The following is a 23195-nucleotide window of genomic DNA, read 5'->3' as shown; positions in this document are numbered from 1 at the left end:
TTCACTATTATTGAATAGTTCCGTCAGCGTTGCACTTTAGCGTCAGTGTTTTTATAGTTTTTGTTCCAGTAAGGGGGTTGACAAAAGTAAAGGAACCTGTTGCAGTATTTCCTGATTTACTAGCAGATTTACTGCTGAAATAGTAATTAGAGTTAGAAACTGAAGTAGAACAAGAAGCTTTTGTGCAGGCTGAGGAAGAACCATTGTATTGGAAGGTTCCGGTTAATGTATAAGAACCAATTGTTGTACCGGAACTGTTTTTTATATTGTATGTTTTGGAAGCAGTCCGCTGTTTGGTAGAAGCGTATACTGAAGCAGTTGTTCTTGAATAACCATAGGTAGAAAATGTATTATCATTTTCAGAAGTAATGCATAGTTCTACTTCTGCATATAGGTCATCATTGATATATTCAGTATATGTAGAAGTGACAGTAGAAGTGTCAGGGGTTTTTGCTTCCAATGGAAGATAGGTATTAAAAAGTAAACAAAACGAGAAAAGTAATGTGAATGTACGTTTCATAGAAACCTCCTTCATATAAATATTAGTTTTGAGTATAAAATTCAACAATTGTGAATTACTTAAGAACAGAATCTTCTTCATCTACTTCTGTTTCTTCATAAATGATAATTGTTTCATCTATGCTGACAGGATCAGTTTTTATTGCTAAATAGTAATAGGTAATTAGAGCAGTAAAGACACATAAAAAAACAAGTGCTATAGAAAGAAAAATAACATGAATTCTGTGTTGCTTGCGTGAAGTTAAAACAATATCTTCCAGAGAAAGTGATTCTGCAAAAGAAAGAGTCATTTCCTCCGCTGTTCCAAAATGTTCAATAATGCCCTCATAGGAAATATCAGGATGTTCTGATACATAAGAAGTAATATCCTGATGAATGGAAGAAATAATTTCCTGTCTATGAGGATAGTTTTTGGGAATATAAGAGTTAATTTGTTTATAGTATCGTTTAAGCTTTGATGTTAATTTCTTTTTCATAAATATCCCCCTCGGTAGAATCTAGTAAAAATTGAATCAGTTCAGAAAAATCACGGTAAGATTGAAGTAGTCCGTCATAGTAAGTACGTCCGCTATCCTCTAAATGATAATAAACACGCGTCTGCCGAACACCGACTTTTTTCTCATAAAAAGAAATATATTGTTCATCTGTTAGACGATACAAAATGGGATACATGGAGCCCTCCAATATGGTGTAATTCTGATTACTGCGTTTTTTTAATTCTTGTGAAAGCTGATAGCCATACATGTCTTGTTCAGATAAAAGCTTTAACAGCATCATTTCAATTGTTGCTTTTTTGTAATTTGATATCAAATTTGATGTTTTCATAATAGCACCTCATACGGTGATATTATGCGCTGAAAGTATTTATAAATCAATACCTAGAATAAAAATATATTATTGACAAAGATATATAAGTATGTGATAATGCAAATAGATTACGTAATTATTAAGGGATGAAGTTTTAGCACAAAAAAGAGTAGGAGGAAATGAGTAATGAAAAGAATTAAAAAACGTATTGTAACGACAATTATAGGAGGATTTTGTATTTTTGTAATTCCAATGTCGGTTTTTGCGGCATCAGGTAGTTATTCATCTACATATGATATGACAGGAGGGGTCTTCTCAAGGTATATACAACCAAAATCTATAGTTACCGTTCACATTACCCCAACACAAGGGACACCAGATTGTAGTATGGGTGTTATATGGGCAAAAAAGTATTGGTATGGATGGGATGGACCAATGGAATCGACGTCTTCTGTAAAAGAAAGTGAGGTATCTTTTAATAGTTCAGAAAAACGAAAAGTATGGTTAAGAAATTTTGCTGGGACAAGGTGGAAAGGAAATGTATCATTTACTTGGGATTAATTATGGAAGAGGAGTATAGTGATGAAAATAATTGACTTGCATTTACCAACATTTATAGTATTGTATGCTATAGTTCTAATAATTTCTTATATTATTTATAGAAAAAGACAAAAATTTCATACTTTTTTCTATTGGATGTTATCAGAACTTTATTATTTATTGTTGATAAAAGTCACAATTTTACCAATTTGTATATGGAATAATAGTACCTCGGAGCAATTAAAAGAGGAGTTTTCCAAAACGGCGTTAGTAATACAGTATATTCCATTTTCAAGAATCGAGCAGTACTTTTATTCTTTTTGGGGAATTGTTCAGTTGGTGGGAAATATTATCCTACTTACACCGATAGTTGTTATGTTGGTGTGGTTTTCAAAAAAGAGGTACTCAAATAAAAAAATTATTCTGGGAATTTTTTTTATTAGTATAGGAATAGAGGTAACGCAGTATATCATAAATCGTATTACATTATGCCCATCGCATGTAGCAGATATTAATGATATTATCTTTAATGTAGTAGGGGGCATATTATGTCTTGTAGTTTGTAGAATAATAGAAAAGAAATTTACCATATTTCCTGAAAAGTTACGTGGAATATTTGGGGCGTCAAAAAGTGTGTAAGTAGTATGCTAATACCCATAAATCTCAAAAATCTCATCTGTATATACCCCTGGTTCTTTATACACAATAAGGGGTTTTTCCACCGTAATTCGTGGTTTCCCACCACGGAGTCCCTCAATCAGTACCATATTCGGCTCTTTATCCACAAAAGGATAGACCAACCGCATACGTTTTGGCTCCAGTCCATACTGGTGCATCAGACTCATAATTTCTGCCAGACGAAACGGGCGGTGTACCATGTAAAAACGTCCGTTGGGCTTCAGAAGTCTTGCGCTTTCACGAATCACATCCTCCAGATTACAAAGAATCTCATGACGGGCAATGGCTTTGGCTTCATTGGGATTGGTAAGTCCATGCTGTCCGGTCATATAGGGGGGATTGGTGGTTACCACATGAAAAGAAGATGCTCCAAACTGTGCTGAAGCATCTTTGATATTTCCAATTTCAATGTTAATCTTATCTTCCAGATGGTTGTAGGCTACACTGCGTCTTGCCATATCTGCGCTTTCCGGTTGAATCTCCAATCCGGTAAAGTGTTCTCCCTTGGTCTTTGCTTCCAATAAAATAGGAATAATTCCGGTTCCGGTTCCAAGGTCAATGGCAGTTTCTCCCGGTTTTACATTGGCAAATCCGGAAAGTAAAACTGCATCCATGCCAAAACAGAACTTAGCAGGATTCTGAATAATACGGTAGCCATTACGGTGAAGCTCGTCCAACCGTTCCTGTTCTAATAAGGTGACTGACATAATAACTCCTTATTTATGTGAAGTACTTTACTTGGTATCGTCAAGTTTAGAACCGCCTTTATCTTCTAAAGCTGCCAACTCTTTCAATTCTTCCTGTGACAGCTTTACATTGTCACGTTTACGCTTTGGTTTGAAACGAAGCTGATCTACCTTATATTCACGGATTTCTTTTTCATCATCTAATTCTACAATAACCTTAACTGTCTGGCGTAAAACACTAACACTCTGCACTTCGCCTTTCAGATGGTCATCGGTGGTAACATAGTCTCCTACACTTGGAAGGCGACTATTTAAGTATTCATAAGTCTCTTCTTCATTTTTAAGACAGCACATCAGTCTGCCACATACACCGGAAATTTTGGCGGGATTCAGGGAAAGGTTCTGTTCCTTCGCCATTTTAATGGAAACCGGTGCAAATTCAGATAAAAAGGTATTGCAGCATAATGGGCGTCCGCAGATGCCGATGCCACCTAAAATCTTAGTTTCATCTCTGACACCAATCTGGCGTAATTCAATACGAGTGCGGAATACCGCAGCCAAATCTTTTACCAGTTCACGAAAGTCAATACGTCCATCTGCGGTAAAGTAAAATAATAATTTGTTGTTATCAAAGGTATATTCTGCATCTACCAGTTTCATCTCCAACTGGTGCTTCTGGATTTTTTCCAGACAGATTTTAAAAGCATCCTTTTCTTTTTCGCGATTTTTTGCTTCTATTTTTTCATCTTCCAGTGTTGCAATACGGATGACCGGCTTCAAAGGCTGGATGACATGTTCTTCATCTACATCTCTTGGAGCAATAATGACTGTTCCGAACTCCACCCCGCGGGCGGTTTCCACAATAACGTGGCTTCCGGTGGTCAGGTCAAATTTCTGTGGGTCAAAATAATAGATTTTTCCGGCAGTACGGAATCTGACTCCAACTACTTTTATCATGTTTTAATTCTCCTTTATAGTCAGCAGTAATAATTCCATTACCAGGTCAAAATTAACGTTGGCATTGAGTCGGCGCTTTGCCTTATCCAGAGTCTCGATAATGGTCTCGATTCCTCCGTAGGAACTTTTACTTGCTTGCAATTTTATATCATAAACCTCATCCTTAAAAATAAGGGAGTTTACATCTGAAGTTGCTTTGTATAGCAACACATCACGAAACCAGATGGTCATGATGTCAAAATAATCATTGATAGAAAGCTTGTATTCACCGATTTGTTTTACAGCTTCCATCATTTCATAAAGTTCAATGTCCTTAATTCGCTTCAATAACTGAATCGCAGAAGCTTTTATCTCATTAAAATCCTCAGAATTTGCCAGCTGAATTGCTTTTCCAACATTACCTTGGGCAAAAGCAGTACAAATATCAGCTTTGTAGTCCGGGACCTGACAGTCTTTCATTAAAAATTCTCGGATTACATCATCCGGAACCACCTTCAGGTTCAGCGTGATGCATCTGGAAAGAATGGTTGGCAGAAAAGAATCTGCATTGGTGGTAAGAAGCAGGATAATAACGTATGCAGGCGGCTCTTCAATGGTTTTTAAAAGAGCATTTTGTGCCTGTGGGTTCATTTTTTCTGCTTCATCAATAATATAGACCTTATACGGAGAAGCATAAGGCTTTATATCTACATCATTATTAATCTGTGTACGAATGTCATCTACAGAAATGGTGTTAGGCTTTTCATGATGAAGATAAATGATATCCGGGTGATTGTTGGAAAGTGCCTGCTTGCAGGAATGACATTCCATACATCCGTCAGTGCCGTGTTTTTCACATTGAAGTGCCATGGCAAAACTCTTTGCCAGCATCATTTTGCCGGACTTTTCCGGTCCGTTAAAAATATATGCATGGCTTACCTTATCCATGGAAATAGCATTCTGTAAATGTTCAATTATCTGTTGGTGTCCGATAATGCTTGAAAATCCTGCCATATTAATCCCTCTCTCTATTGGGTTAGGTGGAAACATCCAGAAGAAGTCCACGAATCTCTCCGACTTTGCTTAAAATGGTAAGATGATCCTTTTCGTCCTTTACCAGCTCGCTGGCCAGGTCATCCAGATTCTTATCTACCAGTTTTACGATGCCATAGACACGATGGCGTCCACGGCGGTCCAAAAAGTTCTCTCTGGAAAACTTATGTGAACGGTTTACTACTTCATTTAAAAAGTCTTTTACCAGTTCGCGGTATTTCTTCATATCGCGGATATCCATATGTTCCGCTAGTTTTTCTCCCTGCGTGGTGATGTCTTCCATCAATCCGTTGAGTTTTTCCTGTAACTCAGCTTCTTCAATGTGACTTGCAAGTGTAAACTTAAAGGTACCGTCGCTTTTTTCTACGGTCTGAGAAGTATCTACCTGAGTGGTGGTATTTACCTGATTTACTTTGATATCCATGGAGTCACCTGCCTTTCTTATGATTTATATATCGGCTTTTTTATCTGAAAAACAAAGTCTTTTTCGAATATAGGAAATCAGTTCTGACAGACATTCATCTAAATCATCATTGTGAAAAATATCTGTGATTCCTGCCTGTGCAAGTTTTTCCGGAGAAAAGTCAGACTCATCTGCCAGAAAACGGCGACATAGTTCAGCGTATTTCGGTTCCTGTTGAAGGCGTTCCCGGGTCAATGCACGTTGTAGGCGTTCGCCGGAATCTACCTCGATGTAGAGCGGGACCAGATGGTCGCTGCCAAAGTATTCCTGAAGTTTTTGAAAGGATTCCAGTGTACCGATGACCAGATAATCATTTTTTGCCAGGTCAATCTGGTGGTCATTTACTGTGAAATATTTCCAGATGCCGTGTATTGTGTGGTAAGCACGCAGCTCAATGATTTTATCCTCTTGCTCCAGAATCGCTAATTCATCTTCTGATAAAAAGTAATATTCCACACCATTTGTTTCACCGCTTCGGATGGGGCGTGTAGTGTAGGAAACCAAAGTTTTTAAGGGGAGGTTTCCTTCTGATAAAATACGTTTATATAAAGTGTCTTTCCCGCAGGAACTTTTTCCGATTAAACAAAATATTTTTCCCATATTTGTTCCTTAAATAATTAGTATATACATATTTCGTAATTGTGGTATAATACACTTTACTAGTATAATATAAGAATTACAATTTTACAAGGAGCGAGAAGTATGAAAGACTATAAAAATTACATTTTTGATTTGTATGGAACCCTGGTAGATATTCATACGGACGAGTGGACAGCAGAATTGTGGGAAAAATTATCATTTTTTTATGGATTCTACGGTGCAATGTATGAACCGGAGGAATTGAAAGAGAGCTATTCTGCAATGGTAGCACAAGAGGAAAATAATTATGCACAAGAGGCATATCCGGAGATTGAGTTGGAATATGTATTCCAGAAACTATTTGAGAAAAAGGGCGTAAAGGCAGATATGGAGCTGGCGGTACATGCGGGACAGTTTTTCCGAATCCTTTCTATGGAGTATGTAAAGGTATATGATGGTACCAAGGAAATGTTAGAACTGTTACATAAAAAAGGAAAAAAAGTATATCTGTTGTCTAATGCACAGGACATATTTACTTCTTATGAACTGCGGTATCTTGGATTGACACCATACTTTGATGATATTTTTATTTCTTCCAGTTGTCAGTGTAAGAAGCCGGATACAAAGTTTTATCAGATGCTGATAGATAAACATCAGCTTAATATCGAGGAATGTCTGATGATTGGAAATGATAATACGACCGACATTGCAGGAGCAAAAGAATTAGGAATGGATTCTCTTTATATTCATTCTAATTTGTCACCGGAATTGAAGGGAGAGCCGGATAGTACCTATTTCTTGGAAGAGATGGATATGAAAAAGCTCATGGAGATGTTATAAATATTTATAAGAAATAAAAAAATAACCCCCCAAGGGGCTTAAATTGTAAAAATTCATGTGCTATAGTAGCGTTATCTTAGAAAAATCAAGATGACGCTATTTGTTTTTTGGGAGAAAAATGGAACAAAAGAGGAGGTTATGAGTATGCATATGGCAGATGCTTTAGTTGCTCCGGCAGTAGCAGGAACCATGTATGCCTGTTCGGCAGCGGCAGCAGCTTATTCTATTAAGAAAGTAAGAGAAGACGATGACCCAAAGAAGATTCCGGTAATGGGTGTGATGGGGGCGTTTGTGTTTGCAACTCAAATGATTAACTTTACCATACCGGGGACCGGTTCTAGCGGACATTTGTGTGGCGGTATGTTGCTCACTGCATTATTAGGACCGTATGCGGCTTTCCTTACGATGATAGGAGTGTTGTTGATACAATGTCTCTTATTTGCAGACGGAGGATTGCTGGCACTTGGATGCAATATCTGGAATATGGCATTTTACGGGTGCTTTCTGGGAGCGTTTCTCATTTGGCGTCCGATGATGAAGAAGGGAATGTCCAGAGCAAAAATCATAGTGGCATCCGTCATTGGATGTATGTTGAGTTTGCAGTTTGGTGCATTCAGTGTGACATTAGAAACGTTGGTTTCCGGTATTACAGAACTTCCATTTACTACATTTGTGGCAACGATGCAGCCAATTCATCTGGCAATCGGATTGGTAGAGGGATTGATTACAGCAGCGGTACTTCTCTTTGTATATGAGGCAAGACCGGAACTTTTACAGAGTTCGCAGGAAAAGAAAAGTCGCATGTCTTTAAAGGGAACGATTGTAGCATTATTTGTAGCAGCAGTTGTTATCGGAGGAGGCGTATCTTTGTTTGCTTCTTCTCATCCGGATGGATTGGAGTGGTCCATTGAAAAGATAACCGGTTCTACAGAGTTAGAAGCGGATAGCGATGTCTATGATAGTGCGGCAGATATTCAAGAGAAAACAGCACTTTTACCGGACTATGCATTCAAGAATTCAGACAGTACACTTGGAACCACATTTTCCGGTATTGTGGGAGGAGTAGTAGTAATCGCGGTTTGTGTAGGTGCATGTTATGCATTTCGATTTTTCCGAAAGAGAAAGGTATCATGAGTAAAATAGACAGTGCAATTTATGAAATTCATACGATGGATCAACTAGCGGAAAGAGACCAGTGGGTGAACCGAGTTCATCCACTGGTTAAATTCGTTCTTACGATTTATTATATCGTGCTGGTAGTATCCTTTGATAAATATAACATCATCGGGCTTGCGGGAATGGTGATTTATCCAATTGTTTTATTTAACATAACGGAACTATCTTTTCGGGATAGTCTCAAACGGCTTAGAATTATTCTGCCGTTAGTGTGCTTTGTGGGAATTTTTAATCCGTTTTTTGATAAGACACCACTCTTTGAGGTAGGGGCTTTTACCGTCACCACAGGAATGATATCTATGATTACCCTGATGATGAAGGGGATTTTCAGTGTATTGGCCTCTTATATTCTCATAGCTACTACCAACATTGAGAAAATTTGTTATGCCATGCGGCTATTACATATTCCTGCAATTCTGGTAACGCAGATACTTTTGACCTACCGCTATATCACGGTTTTACTGGGTGAAGTAAATCGCATGACTCAGGCATATTCCTTACGGGCACCGAATCAGAAGGGAGTTCACTATAAGGTATGGGGCTCCTTGGCAGGACAGCTTCTGCTACGCAGCATGGACCGCGCCGGAGAGATATATGAGAGTATGTGTTTGCGAGGGTATCAAGGAGAATTTTATTATCCGGGTAGAAGGAAGGCATGTGGAAAAGACTACTTGTATCTGATTATATGGTTGATAATTTTAAGTTTTCTTCGGGTAGTACCGGTGATGACAGTAGTAGGAAGGATGGTGACTGGCTAAGATGAGTCATATTAAAGTAGAATTAGAAGGTGTTTCCTTTGGATATGAAAAAGGGAAAAACATATTAGAAAATATCACATTTACAGCAACGGAGCAGGAATCTATCGGACTCATTGGTGCCAATGGTGCTGGAAAATCTACCTTATTAAAATTGCTGGTAGGATTAAATACAGGATATGATGGAAGTATTCGGGTAGAAGAGATTCCGGTTCAGAAGGAAACATTGGCAAAGGTGCGGGAAAAAATCGGGTATGTATTTCAAGATTCGGATAGCCAGTTATTTATGTCAACGGCTTATGAAGATATTGCCTTTGCGCCTCGTAACTATGGGTTGCCGGAAGAGGAAGTTCAGCGAAGAGTGGAGCATGCACTTTCCCGGATTCATATTGAACATTTGAAGGAACGGCAGATTTATAAGTTGTCCGGAGGAGAGAAAAAGCTGGTGTCCATTGCAACGGTTCTTTCCATGACCCCGGATATTATTTTGATGGATGAACCGTCTATTGCATTAGACCCAAGAAATAGACGAAATCTAATTCGGATTTTGAATGAATTTTCTCATTTGAAAATCATTACAAGTCATGATTTGGATATGATATTGGATACCTGTGAGAGGACCATCCTGTTGGCAGATGGAAAAATTGTAGCAGATGGAAAGACAGAAGAGATATTGTCAAATCAAAAATTGTTGGAAGAAAATGGGTTGGAGCTGCCGCTGGGGATGCAGCGGCGCTAATCTCTTACCACCTGAATTTTTTCACCTTGCATATCGGCTAGTCCTTCTACAGACAATCCTTGCATTTTGCATAACGCTATATTTTCAATAAGTTCTGTAGTAATAATCTCACCGGGAGTGATGAGTGGAATTCCCGGAGGATACAGATAAATATATTCCCGGCTGATACAGCCTGCGGCATCTTTTAGCAAAATGGTGTCGTAGGCTTTTTCTATAGCATCATTTAGAGTAAGCTTTTGCAGAGGAATACGATAGAGTTCTTGACAAGTCAGGACAGCGTTCTCTGATGAAGTTTTTCCGTTACTGTTACAGTCAATATCACGGTCAATTTCCAACAAAGCCTCAATCAATCGTTCAAATCCCTCGGCAGTATCCATAACGCTGGTAAGAGCGGTCACATAATGACCGGAAGCCATTTCCAACTGTATATGATATTTTTCTCTTAATATGTCATAAAGTTTCTGCCCATTTAAGTTGGTGTTTTCAGTAGAAATCAAAATTTTAGAAAAATCCCAGTCAAAGCAAGTATTCTGATTACAAAAGTCACTGGTAAAGACAGAAAGGTGCTTTAGTTTTTTTCCCTGAGTATAAAAGTCTGTCAGTAATCGGGTAAAGTTTCCCATAAGTTCGGCGCCCTGTTCTGCCATAGTGCGAAGTCCCTGTTCTATCGAAGCCATTAGTAAATAAGACGGAGAACTTGTTTCATAGATTCCTAGAAAACTTTTGATAGAGTTTAAGGGAACACGGTCGGAATTCACATGCAGCAGTGCTGTTTGTGTAAAACAAGGTAACGTTTTGTGTACACTGTGGATAACAATGTCTGCACCACATTCTAGTGCAGAGATAGGAAATTCCTCAGCGAATCTAAAGTGAGCACCGTGTGCCTCGTCTACAATCAGAGGGAGGTTATGTGCATGCACAATTTCTGCAATGGTACGGATATCGGATACCACACCATCATAGGTAGGTGAGGTAAGAAATACTCCATGAATATCCGGATTTTTTTCTAATGCATCAGCAATGTCCTGAGGGCGAATAGAGCCCATAATACCAAAATCCGTCATGGCAGGCATTAGGTAAATGGTTTTTAGCTGACGCAGAAAAGCGGCGTGATATGCTGCCTTGTGGCAGTTTCTTCCCATAAGAAGAGTACCACCTCTTGGTAAGGCAGCGCTGATAGCACTTAGAATACCGCAGGTACTTCCGTTAATCAGGTAAAAGGTTTCCTTTGTATGATAGAGGTCAGAAGCACGTTTCTGGGCCTCCTGTAAGATTCCTTCTGCGTGATGGAGATTGTCAAAACTGTCAATTTCCGTAATGTCAATTTTGTAGGGATTGGGAAAATCAATGCTTTGCCGTTTGTGTCCCGGCATATGAAACGGGTAGTAATCTGAGTTCTCAAGGGTTGCTAATTTTTTATCTAAGTAAATGTCTTGTTCAAAGTTATGATTCATGATGGTTCCTTTCAATGTTCGGTCATTGCTTGCGCTCATTATATCACGAGTTAGAAACAATGTCATACAAAATTGACTTTTACCATAAAATATGGTATTTTATCCCATATTTACGAAGGAAACGGGGCGGCGGATATGTGGAATACAATCAATGAGATATTAGGAATAGTAGATAATTTTGTTTGGGGCGTGCCCCTTATGGTATTAATACTAGTTGGAGGCATTATGCTTACGGTGCGTTTGGGAGTATTGCAGATACGACGACTTCCGTTGGCGCTGAAATGGATGATAAAAAATGAAGAAGAAGGTGACGGGGAAGTCAGCTCTTTTGGTGCTTTGTGTACAGCGTTGTCAGCTACAATCGGAACCGGAAATATCGTGGGTGTGGCAACGGCTATTGCCGCAGGCGGTCCGGGAGCTCTTTTTTGGATGGAAGTAGCGGCGCTTTTTGGAATGGCCACAAAATATGCAGAAGGTTTGTTGGCTGTAAAATATCGTGTGGTAGATGAAGAAAATCATGTTTTGGGAGGTCCTTTCTATTATATAGAACGTGGAATGGGAGTAAAATGGAAGTGGTTGGCAAAGATATTTGCTTTTTTTGGCGTTTGCGTAGGATTATTAGGAATTGGAACTTTTTCGCAGGTTAATGGTATTTCTTCGGCAGTTAATAATGTTTTTGATCCGAATCAGTTGTGGACAGTTACGATTCCGGGGATTGGAACATATTCCTGGACCGTAGTAATTGCTTCACTGGTATTAAGTATTTTCGTAGCTTTGATATTAATTGGGGGAATTAAGCGTATTGCCAGTGTGTCACAGGTTGTTGTTCCATTTATGGCAGTGATTTATATTCTATTTTGTGTAACATTGATTATTTGTAATATTAGGGAAATACCACAGGCAATCGTGACTGTTGTAAAGGGAGCATTTCAACCATCAGCAGTGACGGGCGGTATTGTGGGAAGTATATTTGTTGCAATGCAAAAGGGAGTTGCCAGAGGAATCTTTTCTAACGAAGCAGGGCTTGGTTCAGCACCGATTGCAGCTGCAGCAGCACAGACGAAAGAACCGGTGCGTCAGGGCTTGGTATCTATGACAGGAACTTTTATTGATACCATATTAATCTGTACTATGACCGGACTTGCTATTGTACTTACCGGAGCTTGGAAAGTAGATGGGTTAGAAGGAGTGGAAGTAACTGCATATGCATTTGGAAAGGGATTGCCTATACCGGCAGAAGTTGCGTCTTTCCTATTGATGCTATGTCTTGTCTTTTTTGCATTTACTACTATTTTAGGATGGGATTATTATTCCGAACGGTGTCTGGAGTATCTGTCAGGAGGAAGGAAAAAGGTTGTAGGAGTATTCAGGTGGTTATATATTCTGGCAGTATTTATTGGACCTTATATGACTATAAAAGCAGTGTGGACGTTAGCGGATATTTTTAACGGAATGATGGCGTTACCTAATATGATTGCTATTTTTGCATTGAGTGGAGTGGTAGTGAAGGAAACGAAAGAATTCTTTGAGAAGAAAAAACATTTATAATATTATGAATAATCCGGCTAAAATGGCATATACTTAGTAAAGAAGAAAGGAAAATTGAAAAGAAAAAACCAAAATTTGACAAAAGAAGAAAAAAGGACTATAATATGTAACGTTGACGCGGGGTGGAGCAGTCTGGAAGCTCGTCGGGCTCATAACCCGAAGGTCACAGGTTCAAATCCTGTCCCCGCAACTCGAAAAGCATTACCGTTATTGGTAATGCTTTTTACATAAGAAATTCATTTCTAGCAAGCAATGGCTTGTCAAAGCGGTAATATCCCGCAAATTTCATATTTATCACAATTCAAATTTTATATCAGGAGGACAATCTATGGAGAAAGACACAAAAAATGTATTTCCAACAGAGTATCAGTTTAATCTGAGTGATTTTGCTTTGTTTCTATCTGTCATGAAGAACAAGCGTGCGTATGAATGTACACTCAGTATTATTCTGGAGGAAGAAAATCTGGAACTGGAAGAAGTAAAGGTGGAGCAGGTGATACTGAATCGTTCAGGGAAACGAGCTATTCGCCTGGATGCCTGGGCAAAGGACAAAAATAATCGGCAATTTAATATGGAAATGCAAAATGATAGCAGCAGTGATAATATTCCTAAACGTTCTCGCTATTATCAGGGGATGTTGGATACGCCGATATTAAAATCGGGGAAAGAAACAAAATACAAAGAGTTACCGTCTACTGTAATTATTTTTATTACCCAAGAGGATATTTTTAAGAAGGATTTGGCAAAATATACATTTACAGAGCAGTGTGAAGAAGTGGAAGGATTGCACTTGGAAGATGGAACTACCAAGATTTTCTTGAATATGTCCAGTAAAAAGGGTTCCAAAGAATTGGTAAGTTTGTTACAATATATGAAAGAAACAACGTTAGAGAATCCGAATATACTAGTAAAGGATAAGCGCATTTTAGAACTTGACAATATTGTGTCGGAAGTAAAGGAATCCGAAGAATGGGAGGCGATACAGATGAACATTCTTGAAATAGGTATTGAAAAGGGGAAAGAACAAGGAATACAGGCATTAGTAGAATCATTTTGTGAGCTACAGATTTCACAAGAGGATACGTTGCAAAAGATAAAAGAAAAGTTTTCTCTAGGTGAAGAGGAAGCTGAGGATTATGTGAAGAAATACTGGAAGTAATGGGAAAATAGGTCATTTTGGAATGCAATTTTAGAGAAAAAAGAGGTCGCAAAGACCTCTTTAAAATATTAATAATTTGCGCCCCAAACCCAATAATCAATAGTTCTTTCTTCTCCAGGAGTTCCTTCACCACTTGGTCCAGGATAACTATAAACAATATCTCTTATTGTATTTATTTCACTCTGAGATAAGAAAGCAGGTGGCTGCATTGAATCATTGAACCATCTATATTCACCTGTCATAGTATCCGTACATGTCCAAATATAATGTAAAGAGCCATGATACCAGCCAATACCATTTACTTTTCCTGGATCAGCTCCGAACCTTACTTCCAAATATGCCGGCCAAGGTTCTGTAGGTGTAGGAAGAGTTGGAACTTCAAAGTCATCGTTTGCTAATTCCTCCGTTTCTTTTTGCTCGATAGCAGCAATTAAAGTATCAATTTCAGTAATTTTATTATTTACCATTTCAGTCAATTCAGTGTAATGTTCTTCCTCGATATTATCTTTATTTTCATTTAAACTAGTTAAAATAGTATTTAACTGTTCTTTTAATTTGCTTAATTCGTCTTTGTTTTCTTTTATCTCTTCTGATAATACAATAGCTTCAATTTGAGACTTGTTGCTTCTTGTTTAAGTTCCTAAATTTTTCCTTCATAATTTGTGTGCTCCTTTTTTATCGCCTTTTGTATTAAAAAGTGTAGAGTTTCTATATGGTTTCGTTGTTTTCCTTAAGGAAAGCCATAAATTTATCTATTACTGCCTGTGCAGAATAGCCATTTTCATCAATTTTTAAATGAGGGTCATGGCTGTTTTCGGAATAAAGTGACCAATGACCATCAGGGGATTTGTAATTTGGGGAACCGATAGAATCTTCGTCGGTATAGTGGATATCTTTCCAAAATTGGATTTTTCCAAGCTGTGTACGGAAGTTACCGTTTTCTGTATTTGCATCAGTATAAAACAGTGTAATCCGATAGGTGGAATGAGCACCTGCAATAGTTATCCAGAAATAAGCCGAGTAATCCACATAGGCATTCTTGCAACCCTGTCTTAGTTGTAAAGTATTGCATTTAAGAGTTGATTTTTGATTAGGGGAAAGACGTGCATTTAATAATTGGAAAATTTCTTTTTGTTCGTTGTCTAATATGTTGCAAATTATTTTTAATCCATTTTGTAAAGTTTTTTACATTGAATTATCCTCCGTGTCTTTTTAAACTGCATTTTACCACGAAAGCAATACAAATGCAATGCAATATGCAATGCATAAAACAAAGAAAATGAGAATTAGTATTGTAAGGTAGAAGGAGGTGCAGGAAATGGCGTTTCAAATCAAATCAGATAAAAAAGAAACAGAGAATAAAACAATAAGATTCCCTCTGCCATTGGTAGAGAGAATCAATGATGTGATACAAGAAAATGATGTAACCTTTTCGGGATTTGTAATTCAGGCGTGTGAGTATGCGTTGGAGAATTTAGAAACAACGGAAAACTAAAACACACTCCCCACAGCCACTAAACTCTCTGCCAAATCAGCCCGGTAATCATTATCTTCCGGGCGCAGGCTGTTAATGACACAGCCAAAGCTACTGAGGTTTCCGGTACAGTGAATATACTTTCCATTTCCAAGATAAAGAGCCACATGACCGGGAAAATATAACAGGTCAGCAGGTTTTATAGAGGAAAATGGAATTTCATGTACCGGAAAACCTTCCTTTATTATCGCATCCCGATAAATCACAATGCCGCACATATAGTAACTCATAAAAGTAAGGCCGGAACAGTCGAGCCCCATGGCAGTTTTTCCGCCCCAGCGATACTGCGTGCCTAAAAATGACATGGCATAGTTTAGAATACAGGAGCGGATATTCCATTCATCATTATGCTGGGAGTCAAAGGAACCAGGTTCCTGACAAGTAGAGGATAAAAGCGAGATGGCTGGAACATAGCCACAGCATCCGTCAGCCGTTCGTATTTTTTGCCAACCATCTAATGCATTGCCGCATAGCATCACCCGACTACCCATAAAAAGAGTAGATAAAATAGGAGCCTGAACCTTTGGCGTTTTTAGTAGGTCGGTTGCTTTTCTACATAAAAGCGCTGCAGTAGGAGCTTCCCGCCAGCGTTTCAATGATTTCGGAGATATTTTGCATATTGTAGGTCTTTCCAGCCAACCTGAATAGCCATAGTCAGTAACGATTTTTAAGAATCTGCCCAGTTCCTGCACGACAGTAACGAGCCAGCCGGACAGCAATTCGTCAGAGACTGTTTCTTTGGTAGGATTTTCATAAAGTGTTGCTTTGGGAACAATTACAATTCCTGTATACATATAAAATCCTCTCCATATATAGAATAATTGAATTAAACCAGTAATTCTTTATATAAATCAAGTACATTTTTATAAAAAATACGTTCTATTTCACTTTCGTGGAATCCGTTTTTTCGAAGTTCTGCTTCCAGCATTTCTATATGACTGCAATTTTTCATTTCTATATTATTATCAATACCATCAAAATCAGAGCCAAGTCCGACACAGGAGATGCCACCCACATTTACCATATGGCGAATATGTTTTGCAATATCCTTTACATAGCTATAATAGCAACCGGTGTCATCTGGGACAGGGGTAAGAAATGGACCGTAAAAATTGGCACCAATTACGCCGCCTTTTTGGGAAATTTTTTGTATCAATTCATCCGGGAGATTTCGACCTCTGCCGCAAAGTGTCCGTGCGTTAGAATGACTTGCTACAAAAGGCTTTTTGGCAAGCTGACACACATCCATAATTCCCCGGTCTGATAAATGGGAAACATCCGGGATAATGCCCAGTTGTTCCATGGCATCTAAAAATGCAATTCCAAGGTGGGTAAGCCCGCCTTTTTCAGTGCCGTGAGCAGGTTCAGCCGGAAAACCTAATGTATTTTTATGATTCCAGGTAAAGGTCATCATACGAGCACCGGCATCGTAGAACTCCTTTAGTATTTTTAAATCTCCTTTACATACCTGACCTTCTTCGATGGTCATTAAGGCAGACATTTTTCCTTGTTTTTCGTTTTCTACAATTTCCTCATAGGTAGTAACAGGGCGAATCAAGTCCCGGTTTTCTTCCATTTCCCTTTGAAAAATAGCAATCTGTTTCTTACAGGTGTCATACGGGGAATCAGTCTCATCCAAATTTATAAACATGGCAAAGTTCTGTAAGAGGTATCCGGCAGATTTCATTTTCTGAAGGTCCAATTGGAAATTATTTTTTAAAAGGGCAGAGCCGGGATGTTTATATATTCTGGAAATGGTGTCACAGTGCATATCAACAATTTTCATCGTATTTCCTTCCTTTGTAAAAGCGTTTCTATCCATGTTATGTACTTTACAGGGAAAAAATTCCTGAAGACATAATGGATTTTATTTCGTTATATAACTAGAGTAACAAAATGATTTTTAGGTTAAGTTAAGAAAAAGCAACATTTTTCTTAAGAAACTTATACTATCATAATAAACAGAAAATGGAAAAAGTAAAGGGAAGGAAGGGAAAACGTTGGAAGCACTGATAAGAGTAAGGGATATGTGTAAGATTTATAATCCCGGTGAAAATGAAGTACGGGCGTTGGATCATGTGAGCCTGGAGATTCAAAAGGGTGAGTTTGTAGCAATCATCGGTCATTCCGGCTCAGGAAAGTCTACTTTGATGAACATGTTAGGTTGTTTGGATGTGCCAACCTCGGGAGAATATTATCTGAATGGGAAAGATGTGTCTCAAATGAGGGATAATCAGCTTTCAGAAATTCGAAATGAAGAGATAGGATTTATTTTTCAGGGATTTAATCTGATTGCAAATCTGACGGCTATAGAAAACGTAGAATTGCCGCTGATATATCGTGGAATTGGGCGCAGTGAACGTCACAAACTGGCATTAGAAGCATTGAAAATGGTGGGCCTGGAAAAACGTATTCATCACAAACCGTCGGAAATGTCAGGAGGACAACAGCAAAGAGTTGCCATTGCAAGGGCAATAGCGGCAAAGCCACCGGTGATTTTGGCAGATGAGCCAACGGGAAACTTGGACTCTGCATCTACCAAAGAGATTATGGGAATCTTAAAAGAATTGCATAATACCGGAAGAAGTGTGATTTTGATTACCCATGACAATGATATTGCGGACCAGGCAAAGCGAGTTGTTCGAATTTTAGATGGAAAAATAGTAGAAGATTATTATAACGAACAGGAGAAAGAATAGAAGATGAAAAAGAATAAAACCAGTAAAAAAGTGTTGAAAATTGTAATTCCGATTGTGGGGGTAGTGGTTGTTTTAGGGGCTGTCGTTGCGAAGAACATTGCAAGTGCAGGAGAAGCCATGGCACAATCAATGGCAGTAGAAACGATAAAGGTGGAAAAGGGAGATGTAAAGGAAACGGTAGAGACCAGCGGAACTGTGGTAAGCGGTCAGCAGAAAGTTTTCTTTTCACCGGTAAATGCAACTGTAAAAACGGCAGATTTCCAAGTGGGAGATTTGGTAAAGGCAGGGGATAAGTTGGTAGAGTTCAATTTGGATGATTTAGAAGCTCAGAACCAGAAGGCAGAACTTACAGTAAAAGCCAATAGTCTTGGATATCAGGATACGATAAATAAGTCAGCAGAAGCGGCGCAAAAGCAGGCGGAAGCGAAGAATAAAGCAGCAACATTACAACAGCAGGTAGATGCTAAGAAGCAGGAAGTGGCAAATCTTACGGCGGCTGTTGCAGGAGATGCTCAGGCACAGGCGGCAGCGCAGCAGCAGGCAAATGACAGTATTAACGCTCAAATAGCAACCTTACAGCAACAGCAGGGAGAGTTGGCAGTAACGGTAGAACAGGCACAGGCAGCCTATAATGCAGCTCAGAATGTACAGCAGAATGCACAGGTCAATTTTGATGCAGCAACGGCAACAGGAAATGCAACAGACATAGCAACAGCTTCTGAAGCTTTAAAAGCAGCAAATGCAGCATTAAGTACAGCAAAGAATGATTATGATACCAAGAAATCCCAGTTAGATAATGTTAATACTCAGATTACAACATTGCAGGCATCTATGTCTATCGGAACTGGAGAAAGCGGAAATGCAGAATTGCAGAAGAAACTTACGACAGCACAGTCTGAACTGGCAGATTTGCAGGCTCAGCTAGAGACACAGAAAGCAATTGCAGAAGGAGATACAGCAGCTCTTAGTAAAGAAGCAAAGGCACAGATGCAGACCAATAATAATCTGGCAGAGTTAGAGCAGAAGTCCTTAGCAGAGCTGATTGAAGAAGGTAAAAAAGGAATCAGCGCAGAATTTAACGGAGTTATTTCGGATAGACAGGTAGTGGAAGGTGCAACTGTAGCGCAGGGAATGCAGATGTTTACGCTTCAGAGTATAGATGATGTAAATGTTGATGTTACATTGTCGAAAAACGTATATGAAAAGGTACAGGAGGGACAGAAGGCGACGATTACTTTTGCAGGTCAGACCTATGGAGGAACGGTTACCAGAATCAGTCGTATTGCAACCAGTGGTATGAGTGGAAGTAATCAGGCAGCAACTTCTACTGCAATTACAGCAACTGTTCATATTGATAATCCGGATGACAAGATTTTTCTTGGCGTAGAAGCAAAGGTATCCATTCAGGCAGCAGAGGCAAAGGATGTGGTAATTTTACCGACAGAGGCTGTAAATATTGGAAAAGATGGTAGCTTCTGCTGGGTATGCGAAGATGGTATATTGACAAAACGTATCATAGAAACCGGTACAACATCGGATGATTGTATCGAAATTACCACAGGATTGGAAGTTGGAGAAGAGGTAATTCCGGATCCGGGAAATTATGAAGAGGGTGACCAGATTACAGTTGGGACCTCCGGTGCAGAAGCAGAATAGTGGAGCAGAGCGGAAAAGAGGTACTTAAATGGGAAAGATATTAGAATATATAAAAATGGCGTTAAAGAACATTACTGCTAATAAAGGACGTTCTTTTCTGACCATGTTAGGTATTATCATCGGAATTGCTTCGGTTATTATGGTTATGGCAGTTGGAGATGGAACAGCAAATGCTATGAATGCGGAAGTAGAAGACCTTGGTACCGGACAGATTTATGTACGCTGTAGCGATGATGCCGTGAATGCGGAAGAGTGGATTACATCGGAGGATATGGCAGCTGTTAAAAATAAAGTAGATGGTGTAGAAGGGGTCAGCCCGAATGATGGCGCCAGCGGGACAACAATCACAGGAAAAGGAGAGTTTTCCTTAACACTTAGCGGTGGAACAGAGGACTCCTGGAAATCTTTGAATTACAATATGAAGCGTGGCAATTATTATACAGAGGTAGATGTACAGGAAGGAAACAGGGTTTGCGTACTTACAAATGAAGATGCTAAGAGACTGTTTGGTTCGGATGATGTAGTGGGAATGGATATTGACGTAAATGTAAATGGTATTAGCCAAAGTTATCGTATTATAGGAGTTACGCAGCAAAAGGAAAATGGAAGCTTTGTTAGCTATACTTATGAAGGAATGCCGGTAACATTAAATGTACCATATACATCTTTTGAATCGTTTGGATGGGAAAGTGATGGATTCTATTCTTTCTATGTGTTCACCGCAGATGGGGCAGATGCAAAACAAGTGACGAAAGATTTGATTCATTTGTTGGATTCCAGACATCAAAGTTCAGGTGAGGATTACTATCAGATACAGAGCTTTCAAGATACGATTTCACAAATGAATGGCATGTTAGCTATTGTAACAACATTTATTTCATGTGTAGCAGCGATATCTCTGTTTGTAGGTGGAATTGGTGTTATGAATATTATGTTAGTATCTGTAACAGAACGAACAAGAGAAATAGGAATTCGTAAGTCCTTAGGAGCGAAAACATCATCTATACTAATGCAGTTTTTGGCAGAGGCTGCAATCCTCACAATTGTAGGAGGAATTTTGGGTATATTGTTAGGATTTCTTGGAGCATTAGGAATTTGTGGAATTATGAGTAGTGTCATGGCAAGTGCAATCAGCCCGGGAATCAAGGCAAGTACTATTATAGGTGCAACATTGTTTTCTTGTGCGATTGGAATCTTCTTTGGTATTTACCCGGCAAAAAAAGCAGCGAAGTTAAGTCCGATTGAAGCATTGCGAAGAAATTAATGCTAAATTGAAAGCCGCTCAGTCATGCTAATAGTTGAAGCTATTGGCATGACGGGGCGGCTTTTGATTTCTCTGTAGGAGAATGCAAGGTGGGGATCAATTAAAATGAATGAAAAGCAATTAGATAGATATAAAAATAAATATTGACAACAAAACAAAGACATGTTATAAATGATTAAGGAATTTGATTAGATGAGTATCAATGTAAAAGGAGGATACAAGTAATGGAAAAAAATTTAGTATGTAAATTAGTGAAGGCAATGGAGTTACAAAAAGGGGAAGTCGTATTGTTAAACTTTTGGGGGGAGGATACTGAGATACAGGATCTGTATGATTTTGTGGGAGCAGTAGCAGCAGAAGGGGCAATGCCGATGACACTTCTTCATACCAATCAGTATGAACGGGAATTGGTAGAAAATATGAATGGAGAAGTTCCGGAAAAATGGATGGAGCAGTTTGCTATCGTAGATACGGTAATTGATATTATAGAAAAGCCGGCAGGGCTTCCGCCAGCAGACTTATCTAAAGAGAAATATCCGGTATTTGGTACATATTTGCAAAAATTGTTTGGGGCATTCAGCAAGAAGAAAAAAATGATTCAGGTTACAATGCCTTCTGATACAAATGCAAAATGTGTAGGAATGGAACCGGAAGCATATAAGGAAAGAATCATGAAGGCTCTTGATATTGATTATGCAAAGATGAAGACTGATTGCCAGGCAAAAATCGACAGTTTTACCGGAAATGTACGAACGATTCGAACCGGAAAAGATTGTGTACTGACCTTAGATACAACCGGGCGCGAATGGATTGCAGATGCCGGAGATGGAGCACTTCCATGTGGGGAAGTTTACATTGCACCTGTGGAAGAAAAGAGTAATGGAAAAGTTTATTTTGAGACATTATCAGTAGAAGAGGTGGGAGTATTCCATGATGTTACAGTTACCATTGAAAACGGACATTTGATTTCTTCAACCAATGAAGAATTTAATGCATTTTTAAAAGAACTTCCGGAAAATGGGGGTGTTGTTGCAGAACTTGGAATTGGAATGAATCCGAACGTAACAGGAGTATTAGGAGATTCTGTTTTGGATGAAAACGTGATTGGAACGTTCCATATTGCAATCGGCATGAACCATCTTTTTGGTGGCAAAAATGTGTGTCCTATTCATTATGATTTTGTTGCAACAGGAATTGTAGAATAAAATTTCTATGGCAAAAGCAACGAAAGCAGCGAAATTAATAATAAATTGAAAGTTTCCCGGAAATACATTATACTAGTAAATAGCTAGATGTATGACTGGGAGGCTTTTTTTATGGAAAAAATGCAAAAAGGAAAAAAGGATATAAAAAGTACCATAGTTTTGGTCATTGCACTTTTTGTTTTTATTTATGCGTTGGTTCGTCTTTGTTTGATTTTCTGGGAGTATACAAAGGGGCAGAAGAGTTACGATAGATTAGAAGAGTTTACCAATACCGTAGAAGCTGAAGATAGCTCCGATGTAGTACCGGAAGATTTTTCGGTAGATTTTGAAGCATTAAAAAAGATAAATCCGGATATTGTGGGATGGATTCGCTTTGAAAATATGGATATTAGTTATCCGGTTGTACATGGAACTGACAACGAGTATTATCTGACACATACTTTTGATAAACAGGAAATAAAGTGCGGAAGCATTTTTGTGGAGGCGGAAAATGCGGCGGATTTTAGCGATGATAATACCTTTATATATGGACATAATATGAAGGATAAGTCCATGTTTGCCAAACTTAATCAGTTTAAAGATGAGCAGATTTATCGAGAAAATCCAGAGTTTTTGATTTATACAGAAGATGCCGTTTATCGATATAATATTTTTTCCTGTTATGTAGCAGATGTGAGCTGGGATTCTTTTACATATCAATTTGGAAGTGAAGAATCATATGGAGAGTGGCTCCAAAACGTAAAGGAAAAAAGTAATTATGATACGGGAATTACACCGACACAGGAACAAAAGACGGTAACATTGATGACGTGTACACCGGATGGAGAGAACTATCGTTTTTTGGTGCATGGGACATTGGTGGAAGTGATAGAGCGAAAGACGGAATAAGAAAGGCAGGGAGAAAT

Annotated in this window: 27 protein-coding genes and 1 tRNA gene; 15 read left to right on the top strand and 13 right to left on the bottom strand. The window is 38.7% G+C overall.

What is annotated here, in order from left to right:
• Positions 1-7 precede the first annotated feature (7 nt).
• Genes BIV20_RS15470 through BIV20_RS15460 form a run of 3 tightly spaced genes read right to left on the bottom strand, consistent with a single transcriptional unit; the run spans position 8 to position 1344 of the window.
• Positions 8-520 carry a hypothetical protein gene (locus tag BIV20_RS15470; RefSeq protein WP_075717577.1) on the bottom strand — a complete coding sequence of 171 codons (513 nt, stop codon included), beginning with the start codon at positions 518-520 and terminating at the stop codon, positions 8-10.
• Positions 521-575: 55 nt separating this feature from the next.
• Entirely contained in the window at positions 576-995 is a 420-nt protein-coding gene (locus tag BIV20_RS15465) for a hypothetical protein (protein ID WP_075717575.1), read from the bottom strand.
• Positions 967-1344, bottom strand: coding sequence for a PadR family transcriptional regulator (locus BIV20_RS15460; RefSeq protein ID WP_075717573.1), 378 nt, complete (start codon positions 1342-1344; stop codon positions 967-969). The genes BIV20_RS15465 and BIV20_RS15460 overlap by 29 nt, the downstream gene beginning before the upstream one ends.
• Before the next feature lie 168 nt (positions 1345-1512).
• Here BIV20_RS15460 and BIV20_RS15455 point away from each other — a divergent pair, with 168 nt between their 5' ends.
• Positions 1513-1887 carry a hypothetical protein gene (locus BIV20_RS15455; RefSeq protein ID WP_075717571.1) on the top strand — a complete coding sequence of 125 codons (375 nt, stop codon included), beginning with the start codon at positions 1513-1515 and terminating at the stop codon, positions 1885-1887.
• A 21-nt stretch (positions 1888-1908) separates the two neighbouring features.
• Complete coding sequence (locus BIV20_RS15450; RefSeq protein ID WP_075717569.1) at positions 1909-2505, top strand: VanZ family protein; 597 nt, start codon at positions 1909-1911, stop codon at positions 2503-2505.
• 8 nt (positions 2506-2513) lie between these two features.
• On the opposite strand, the gene BIV20_RS15445 is transcribed toward BIV20_RS15450, so the two are convergent.
• The 5 genes from BIV20_RS15445 to BIV20_RS15425 are packed head-to-tail and all read right to left on the bottom strand — an operon-like array spanning position 2514 to position 6282.
• The gene (locus tag BIV20_RS15445; protein WP_075717567.1) at positions 2514-3251 is read right to left on the bottom strand and encodes a tRNA1(Val) (adenine(37)-N6)-methyltransferase; all 738 of its coding nucleotides are present in this window, start codon (positions 3249-3251) and stop codon (positions 2514-2516) included.
• 27 nt (positions 3252-3278) lie between these two features.
• Positions 3279-4187 (bottom strand): PSP1 domain-containing protein, encoded by a 909-nt coding sequence (locus BIV20_RS15440; protein ID WP_075717565.1) that lies wholly within the window; start codon positions 4185-4187, stop codon positions 3279-3281.
• Between the two features lie 3 nt (positions 4188-4190).
• On the bottom strand, positions 4191-5180 hold the full coding sequence (holB, locus tag BIV20_RS15435; RefSeq protein ID WP_075717563.1) for a DNA polymerase III subunit delta': 990 nt from the start codon (positions 5178-5180) through the stop codon (positions 4191-4193).
• A 22-nt stretch (positions 5181-5202) separates the two neighbouring features.
• Entirely contained in the window at positions 5203-5643 is a 441-nt protein-coding gene (locus tag BIV20_RS15430; protein WP_075717561.1) for a YaaR family protein, read from the bottom strand.
• A gap of 24 nt (positions 5644-5667) precedes the next feature.
• Positions 5668-6282 (bottom strand): guanylate kinase, encoded by a 615-nt coding sequence (locus BIV20_RS15425; protein WP_075717559.1) that lies wholly within the window; start codon positions 6280-6282, stop codon positions 5668-5670.
• A 102-nt stretch (positions 6283-6384) separates the two neighbouring features.
• On the opposite strand from BIV20_RS15425, the gene BIV20_RS15420 reads away from it, so the two are divergent.
• The 4 genes from BIV20_RS15420 to BIV20_RS15405 all read left to right on the top strand — a co-directional run bounded on the left by BIV20_RS15420 (position 6385) and on the right by BIV20_RS15405 (position 9771).
• Positions 6385-7101 (top strand): HAD family hydrolase, encoded by a 717-nt coding sequence (locus tag BIV20_RS15420; RefSeq protein WP_075717557.1) that lies wholly within the window; start codon positions 6385-6387, stop codon positions 7099-7101.
• A gap of 144 nt (positions 7102-7245) precedes the next feature.
• Complete coding sequence (locus BIV20_RS15415; protein WP_075717555.1) at positions 7246-8235, top strand: energy-coupling factor ABC transporter permease; 990 nt, start codon at positions 7246-7248, stop codon at positions 8233-8235.
• Positions 8232-9035: a cobalt ECF transporter T component CbiQ gene (gene cbiQ / locus BIV20_RS15410; RefSeq protein WP_075717553.1), complete on the top strand. Its 804-nt coding sequence runs from the start codon at positions 8232-8234 to the stop codon at positions 9033-9035. Before BIV20_RS15415 ends, cbiQ begins: the two co-directional genes overlap by 4 nt.
• Position 9036: 1 nt before the next feature.
• On the top strand, positions 9037-9771 hold the full coding sequence (locus BIV20_RS15405) for an energy-coupling factor ABC transporter ATP-binding protein (protein WP_075717551.1): 735 nt from the start codon (positions 9037-9039) through the stop codon (positions 9769-9771).
• Here the strand turns inward: BIV20_RS15405 and BIV20_RS15400 are convergent.
• Complete coding sequence (locus BIV20_RS15400; RefSeq protein WP_242939765.1) at positions 9768-11291, bottom strand: aminotransferase class I/II-fold pyridoxal phosphate-dependent enzyme; 1524 nt, start codon at positions 11289-11291, stop codon at positions 9768-9770. The genes BIV20_RS15405 and BIV20_RS15400 overlap by 4 nt on opposite strands.
• A gap of 69 nt (positions 11292-11360) precedes the next feature.
• Between BIV20_RS15400 and BIV20_RS15395 the strand changes: the two genes are divergently transcribed.
• The 3 genes from BIV20_RS15395 (at position 11361) to BIV20_RS15385 (ending at position 13932) form a co-directional block, all read left to right on the top strand.
• Entirely contained in the window at positions 11361-12773 is a 1413-nt protein-coding gene (locus tag BIV20_RS15395; RefSeq protein ID WP_075717547.1) for an alanine/glycine:cation symporter family protein, read from the top strand.
• 116 nt (positions 12774-12889) lie between these two features.
• Positions 12890-12963: transfer RNA gene (locus BIV20_RS15390), tRNA-Met, on the top strand.
• Between the two features lie 138 nt (positions 12964-13101).
• On the top strand, positions 13102-13932 hold the full coding sequence (locus tag BIV20_RS15385) for an Rpn family recombination-promoting nuclease/putative transposase (RefSeq protein WP_075717545.1): 831 nt from the start codon (positions 13102-13104) through the stop codon (positions 13930-13932).
• Positions 13933-14000: 68 nt separating this feature from the next.
• Here BIV20_RS15385 and BIV20_RS15380 read toward each other — a convergent pair whose 3' ends face one another.
• Both BIV20_RS15380 and BIV20_RS15375 read right to left on the bottom strand, forming a co-directional pair.
• A complete protein-coding gene (locus tag BIV20_RS15380) occupies positions 14001-14408 on the bottom strand; it encodes a hypothetical protein (protein WP_143524480.1) in 408 nt (135 codons plus the stop codon).
• 232 nt (positions 14409-14640) lie between these two features.
• Positions 14641-14961 carry a hypothetical protein gene (locus tag BIV20_RS15375; protein WP_075717541.1) on the bottom strand — a complete coding sequence of 107 codons (321 nt, stop codon included), beginning with the start codon at positions 14959-14961 and terminating at the stop codon, positions 14641-14643.
• Positions 14962-15250: 289 nt separating this feature from the next.
• Between BIV20_RS15375 and BIV20_RS15370 the strand changes: the two genes are divergently transcribed.
• Complete coding sequence (locus tag BIV20_RS15370) at positions 15251-15427, top strand: YlcI/YnfO family protein (protein ID WP_192848856.1); 177 nt, start codon at positions 15251-15253, stop codon at positions 15425-15427.
• Here BIV20_RS15370 and BIV20_RS15365 read toward each other — a convergent pair.
• Both BIV20_RS15365 and BIV20_RS15360 read right to left on the bottom strand, forming a co-directional pair.
• Complete coding sequence (locus BIV20_RS15365; protein WP_075717539.1) at positions 15424-16260, bottom strand: C40 family peptidase; 837 nt, start codon at positions 16258-16260, stop codon at positions 15424-15426. The two genes, BIV20_RS15370 and BIV20_RS15365, sit on opposite strands and share 4 nt — an antisense overlap.
• A 32-nt stretch (positions 16261-16292) precedes the next feature.
• Positions 16293-17252 carry a dipeptidase gene (locus BIV20_RS15360; protein WP_075717537.1) on the bottom strand — a complete coding sequence of 320 codons (960 nt, stop codon included), beginning with the start codon at positions 17250-17252 and terminating at the stop codon, positions 16293-16295.
• 214 nt (positions 17253-17466) lie between these two features.
• Between BIV20_RS15360 and BIV20_RS15355 the strand changes: the two genes are divergently transcribed.
• The 5 genes from BIV20_RS15355 (at position 17467) to srtB (ending at position 23178) form a co-directional block, all read left to right on the top strand.
• Entirely contained in the window at positions 17467-18165 is a 699-nt protein-coding gene (locus BIV20_RS15355; protein WP_075717535.1) for an ABC transporter ATP-binding protein, read from the top strand.
• A gap of 3 nt (positions 18166-18168) precedes the next feature.
• A complete protein-coding gene (locus BIV20_RS15350) occupies positions 18169-19821 on the top strand; it encodes an efflux RND transporter periplasmic adaptor subunit (protein WP_075717533.1) in 1653 nt (550 codons plus the stop codon).
• A 28-nt stretch (positions 19822-19849) separates the two neighbouring features.
• A complete protein-coding gene (locus BIV20_RS15345) occupies positions 19850-21085 on the top strand; it encodes an ABC transporter permease (RefSeq protein WP_075717531.1) in 1236 nt (411 codons plus the stop codon).
• Positions 21086-21309: 224 nt separating this feature from the next.
• Positions 21310-22290 (top strand): aminopeptidase, encoded by a 981-nt coding sequence (locus BIV20_RS15340; RefSeq protein ID WP_075717529.1) that lies wholly within the window; start codon positions 21310-21312, stop codon positions 22288-22290.
• A 111-nt stretch (positions 22291-22401) separates the two neighbouring features.
• Positions 22402-23178, top strand: coding sequence for a class B sortase (gene srtB / locus BIV20_RS15335; protein ID WP_158024892.1), 777 nt, complete (start codon positions 22402-22404; stop codon positions 23176-23178).
• The last annotated feature ends 17 nt before the right edge of the window (positions 23179-23195 follow it).

It is taken from the genome of Roseburia sp. 499, from assembly GCF_001940225.2.
Lineage (GTDB): Bacteria > Bacillota > Clostridia > Lachnospirales > Lachnospiraceae > Petralouisia.
Note: the sequence above shows the minus strand (reverse complement) of the source record. Positions and strands in the feature narration are given on the sequence as shown.

What these genes read in the sequence shown, in the direction of transcription:
- BIV20_RS15470 (WP_075717577.1), bottom strand. Translation starts at nt 520, where the DNA reads ATGAAACGTACATTCACATTACTTTTCTCGTTTTGTTTACTTTTTAAT.
- BIV20_RS15465 (WP_075717575.1), bottom strand. Translation starts at nt 995, where the DNA reads ATGAAAAAGAAATTAACATCAAAGCTTAAACGATACTATAAACAAATT.
- BIV20_RS15460 (WP_075717573.1), bottom strand. Translation starts at nt 1,344, where the DNA reads ATGAAAACATCAAATTTGATATCAAATTACAAAAAAGCAACAATTGAA.
- BIV20_RS15455 (WP_075717571.1), top strand. Translation starts at nt 1,513, where the DNA reads ATGAAAAGAATTAAAAAACGTATTGTAACGACAATTATAGGAGGATTT.
- BIV20_RS15450 (WP_075717569.1), top strand. Translation starts at nt 1,909, where the DNA reads ATGAAAATAATTGACTTGCATTTACCAACATTTATAGTATTGTATGCT.
- BIV20_RS15445 (WP_075717567.1), bottom strand. Translation starts at nt 3,251, where the DNA reads ATGTCAGTCACCTTATTAGAACAGGAACGGTTGGACGAGCTTCACCGT.
- BIV20_RS15440 (WP_075717565.1), bottom strand. Translation starts at nt 4,187, where the DNA reads ATGATAAAAGTAGTTGGAGTCAGATTCCGTACTGCCGGAAAAATCTAT.
- holB (WP_075717563.1), bottom strand. Translation starts at nt 5,180, where the DNA reads ATGGCAGGATTTTCAAGCATTATCGGACACCAACAGATAATTGAACAT.
- BIV20_RS15430 (WP_075717561.1), bottom strand. Translation starts at nt 5,643, where the DNA reads ATGGATATCAAAGTAAATCAGGTAAATACCACCACTCAGGTAGATACT.
- BIV20_RS15425 (WP_075717559.1), bottom strand. Translation starts at nt 6,282, where the DNA reads ATGGGAAAAATATTTTGTTTAATCGGAAAAAGTTCCTGCGGGAAAGAC.
- BIV20_RS15420 (WP_075717557.1), top strand. Translation starts at nt 6,385, where the DNA reads ATGAAAGACTATAAAAATTACATTTTTGATTTGTATGGAACCCTGGTA.
- BIV20_RS15415 (WP_075717555.1), top strand. Translation starts at nt 7,246, where the DNA reads ATGCATATGGCAGATGCTTTAGTTGCTCCGGCAGTAGCAGGAACCATG.
- cbiQ (WP_075717553.1), top strand. Translation starts at nt 8,232, where the DNA reads ATGAGTAAAATAGACAGTGCAATTTATGAAATTCATACGATGGATCAA.
- BIV20_RS15405 (WP_075717551.1), top strand. Translation starts at nt 9,037, where the DNA reads ATGAGTCATATTAAAGTAGAATTAGAAGGTGTTTCCTTTGGATATGAA.
- BIV20_RS15400 (WP_242939765.1), bottom strand. Translation starts at nt 11,291, where the DNA reads ATGACATTGTTTCTAACTCGTGATATAATGAGCGCAAGCAATGACCGA.
- BIV20_RS15395 (WP_075717547.1), top strand. Translation starts at nt 11,361, where the DNA reads ATGTGGAATACAATCAATGAGATATTAGGAATAGTAGATAATTTTGTT.
- BIV20_RS15385 (WP_075717545.1), top strand. Translation starts at nt 13,102, where the DNA reads ATGGAGAAAGACACAAAAAATGTATTTCCAACAGAGTATCAGTTTAAT.
- BIV20_RS15370 (WP_192848856.1), top strand. Translation starts at nt 15,251, where the DNA reads ATGGCGTTTCAAATCAAATCAGATAAAAAAGAAACAGAGAATAAAACA.
- BIV20_RS15365 (WP_075717539.1), bottom strand. Translation starts at nt 16,260, where the DNA reads ATGTATACAGGAATTGTAATTGTTCCCAAAGCAACACTTTATGAAAAT.
- BIV20_RS15360 (WP_075717537.1), bottom strand. Translation starts at nt 17,252, where the DNA reads ATGAAAATTGTTGATATGCACTGTGACACCATTTCCAGAATATATAAA.
- BIV20_RS15350 (WP_075717533.1), top strand. Translation starts at nt 18,169, where the DNA reads ATGAAAAAGAATAAAACCAGTAAAAAAGTGTTGAAAATTGTAATTCCG.
- BIV20_RS15345 (WP_075717531.1), top strand. Translation starts at nt 19,850, where the DNA reads ATGGGAAAGATATTAGAATATATAAAAATGGCGTTAAAGAACATTACT.
- BIV20_RS15340 (WP_075717529.1), top strand. Translation starts at nt 21,310, where the DNA reads ATGGAAAAAAATTTAGTATGTAAATTAGTGAAGGCAATGGAGTTACAA.
- srtB (WP_158024892.1), top strand. Translation starts at nt 22,402, where the DNA reads ATGGAAAAAATGCAAAAAGGAAAAAAGGATATAAAAAGTACCATAGTT.